This window comes from Porticoccus sp. (assembly GCF_041592135.1).
In the GTDB taxonomy this organism is placed as follows: Bacteria; Pseudomonadota; Gammaproteobacteria; order Pseudomonadales; family Porticoccaceae; genus Porticoccus.
This window is the reverse complement of sequence record NZ_JBFHQR010000172.1, coordinates 1-3759: the sequence shown is the minus strand read 5'-3', so window position 1 is coordinate 3759 and position 3759 is coordinate 1. Positions and strand designations below refer to the sequence as shown.

Sequence of the window (3759 nt, the reverse complement as noted above, 5' to 3'; positions counted from 1 at the left end):
CTGAAGAAAATCCTGCCCAAGCGCCCGGATCTGAAACTGATCATTACCTCCGCCACCATCGACCTGGAGCGCTTTTCCCGCCATTTTGACGATGCCCCGGTGATCGAAGTGTCCGGCCGCACCTTTCCGGTGGAGCTGGAATACCGCCCCGCCGACGAGGAACGGGAGCTGTCCCAGCAGGTGCTGGAGACCGTCGAGGATATTCTTGCCCTGCCCAAGCGCGGCGATATCCTGGTATTCCACAGCGGCGAGCGGGAAATTCGCGAAACCGCCAATGTGCTGCGCAAGGCCCAGCTGCCGCATCTGGACGTGGTGCCGCTCTATGCCCGGCTCAGCCTGGCGGAACAGAACCGGGTGTTCCAGCCCCACCGCGGGGTGCGGGTGGTGCTGGCCACCAACGTGGCGGAAACCTCGCTGACGGTGCCTGGCATCCGCTATGTGATCGACCCCGGCACCGCCCGCATCAGCCGTTACAGCTATCGCACCAAGGTGCAGCGACTGCCCATTGAGGCGGTCTCCCAGGCCAGTGCCAACCAGCGCAAGGGGCGCTGTGGCAGGGTGAGCGAGGGGGTCTGCTTCCGACTCTATAGCGAGGAGGATTTCAACGGCCGTCCCGCCTTCACCGACCCGGAAATCGTGCGCACCAACCTGGCCTCGGTGATCCTGCAGATGCTGCAGCTGAAAATCGGCGACATCCGCGACTTTCCCTTTGTGGATGCACCCGATCAACGGCTGATCAACGACGGTTTCAGCCTGTTGCAGGAGTTGCAGGCGGTTAATGCGCACGGGGAACTGACGGCGATCGGGCGACAACTGAGCCGTATCCCGGCCGATCCGCGCCTGGGACGGATGTTGTTGGCAGCGGCAAAAGGGGGCGCCCTGCGGGAGCTGTTGATCATCGTCGCGGCGCTGAGTGTCCAGGACCCACGGGAACGGCCCGCCGACAAACAGCAGGCGGCGGACGAGAAACACCGCCAGTGGCAGGACAAGGACTCGGACTTCGTGGCCTTTCTCAACCTCTGGAATCACATGGAGGCGAAGCGCCAGGAACTGGGTCGCAACCAGTTCGACAAATACTGTCGGCAGCAGTTTGTCTCGCCCCTGCGGATGCGCGAATGGCGCGATCTGCACCACCAGTTGCACGGTTACTGCCGGGAGCTGAAGCTGCCGGAAAACCACCAGCCGGCTGGCTATGTGGCCGTGCACCGGGCACTGCTCAGCGGCCTGTTGGGACAGATCGGCTTCCGCCACGAGGAGCGGGAGTTTATGGGGCCGCGCAATCGCAAGTTTCATGTGTTTCCCGGTTCCGGGCTGTTCAAGAAGCCGCCGAAGTGGTTGATGGCGGCGGAGATGATTGAAACCGCCAGGCTCTACAGCCACGTCAACGCCGCCATTGAACCGGAGTGGTTGCCGGAACTGGCAGCCCACCTGGTGAAAACCAGCTACAGCGAACCCCACTACAGTGCCCGCAGCGGCCAGGTGATGGCCTACCAGCGCCAGACCCTGTACGGCTTGCCGATCCTGGACAGGCAGCCCTGTCAGTACAGTGCCATCGACCCGGCGGTCTGCCGCGAGCTGTTTATCCGTGCGGCGCTGGTGGAGGGGGAATACCGGGGCAAGGGGGAATTTTTTCGCCACAACCAGCGCTTGCAGGAAAACCTGGAAGAGATGGAATCCCGCACCCGCCGCCGGGATATCCTGGTGGATGACCAGGTGTTGTTTGCGTTCTACAGCGAACGGGTTCCGGCCACCATCGTCAACCTGGCCGGTTTCGAGAAATGGCGCAGGGAGGCCGAAAAGAGCGACTCCAGACTGCTGTGGATGGACGAGGCGCTGTTGGCCCAGCGCCAGCTGGATCAGGATGCCGGTGCCCAGTTTCCCGACCACCTGGAGTGGCAGGGTACCCGCTACCCCCTCAGCTACCACTTTGAACCCGGCCACCCGGAAGACGGCGTGACTGTCACGGTGCCGGTGAGCATTCTGCATCAGGTGCCGAATTATCGCTTTGATTGGCTGGTGCCGGGGATGCTGCGGGACAAATGCATTGCCCTGATCAAGGGCTTGCCGAAATCCCTGCGGCGCCATTTTGTGCCGGTGCCGAGTTTTGTGGACAAGGCGCTGCCGGCCATGAAAGCCGGGGATGTTGCCCTGACGGAAGCCCTGGGTTTTCAGCTGAAACGGCATACCGGTGTCAGCATCAGCCCAGAGCAGTGGCAGCAGGTGCAGATTGAGGATATCTACCAGCTGAATATTCGCTTGATTGACGAGCAGGGCGGTGTTCTGGCGCTGAGCCGCAACCTGGCGCAACTGAAGGAAACCTATCGGGGCAGGGTGGCGCAAACCGTCCGCCAGGCGCCGGACAACAGCATTGAACAGCAGGCGCTCAGCGGCTGGGATTTTGATGAGTTGCCGGAAGTGTTCTCCATTGAACAGCAGGGACTGAGCATCCGCACCTATCCCGCGCTGGTCTGGAACGGCAAGGCAGTGGATTTGAAGCTGCTGGACAATCCGGCAACCGCCGCGAACAAGACCCGCCAGGGGCTGATCAAACTGTACCAGCTGAGTTATCCCCAGGGGGTGAAATACCTGCGCAAGGAATTGTTGAAAGGGCAGGACCTGAAGCTGAAAGCCGCCGGGTTGCCCGGTCGGGAACAGTTGCTGTCCTGGCTGATCGATGCCGCCTACCAAGGGGCACTGCTGGGGGAGGAGGGCATCCCCCGCCAGCGCGATGCCTTTGAACAGCGTCTGGCCGAGGGCAAGGGCAATATCGTCAGCGAGGCTAATGAGCTGGAGCAGTTGCTGGTCAGTTGGCTGCCGTTGCTGGCCGACATTCAGCGGGCGGTGAAGAAACTGGGGTTGGCCGCTGTGCAGGCCGCCCCGGATATCAACCGCCAGCTGGCCTCGCTGTTCCAGGAAAACTTCCTGTCACGGGTGCCCCGGCAGTGGTTGCAACAGTACCAGCGCTACCTGAAAGCGCTATTGATCCGCCTGGATAAATTGCCGGGCCAGCCTCAGAAAGACCGAGAGTATGCTCTGCTGCTGGAAAAGCTGGAGAGCAAACTGGAGGGTACAGAAACACATTGGATGGACTATCCTGTGCAAGTCCAGAATGACATTTGGCAGTACCGTTTTATGCTTCAGGAATACCGCGTCTCACTGTTTGCCCAGCAATTGCGAACCCTGTTTCCCGTGTCCGACAAGCGCATGCTGGCGCAGTGGGAATCCCTGGAAGCGGCTATTGCTGGTCGATAATGATTGCGATCAGTTGGCATAGGTGGTGACCTCGCCAATTTTGTTGAAACTAATTCTGGAACACCCAGTCTGACTAGTCAGCGTGGCCGGGATGGTCGGGCAATAACGAACAATACAACCCTTGAAGGAGATAACCCATGTCCAAGATGAACCTGAAACCGTTGGCCGCCGCTGTGGGCGCGGCATTTATGGCCTCTGTCGCTATTTCCCCCCTGGCATCTGCCGCAGAAAACCCGTTTCAGGCCAATGAGCTGAGTTCAGGTTATAACCTGGCCGACTCTCATGGCGAAGGAAAAGGCGGTGAAGGCAAGTGTGGTGAAGAGAAAAAAGCCGCCAAGGAAGGAAAGTGCGGTGAAGGCAAGTGCGGCGAAGAGAAAAAAGCCGCCAAGGAAGGAAAGTGCGGTGAAGGCAAGTGCGGTGAAGAGAAAAAAGCCGCCAGGGAAGACAAAGGCGGTGAAGGCACGTGTGGCGGCAAAAACTGATTCACTAGCCTGATTCGCTATGGCT

At 60.2% G+C, this 3759-nt stretch carries 2 protein-coding genes; both read left to right on the top strand.

What is annotated here, in order from left to right; genetic code table 11:
• On the top strand, positions 1 to 3252 hold a 3252-nt coding region (gene hrpA / locus ABY948_RS11535), incomplete at its 5' end, for an ATP-dependent RNA helicase HrpA (protein ID WP_461482683.1).
• 137 nt (positions 3253 to 3389) lie between these two features.
• Positions 3390 to 3734 (top strand): HvfA family oxazolone/thioamide-modified RiPP metallophore, encoded by a 345-nt coding sequence (locus tag ABY948_RS11530; protein ID WP_461482682.1) that lies wholly within the window; start codon positions 3390 to 3392, stop codon positions 3732 to 3734.
• Positions 3735 to 3759 lie beyond the last annotated feature (25 nt).

Bases quoted from the DNA above. Each gene is read 5' to 3' on its own strand.
- ABY948_RS11530 (WP_461482682.1), top strand. From the start codon at position 3,390: ATGTCCAAGATGAACCTGAAACCGTTGGCCGCCGCTGTGGGCGCGGCA.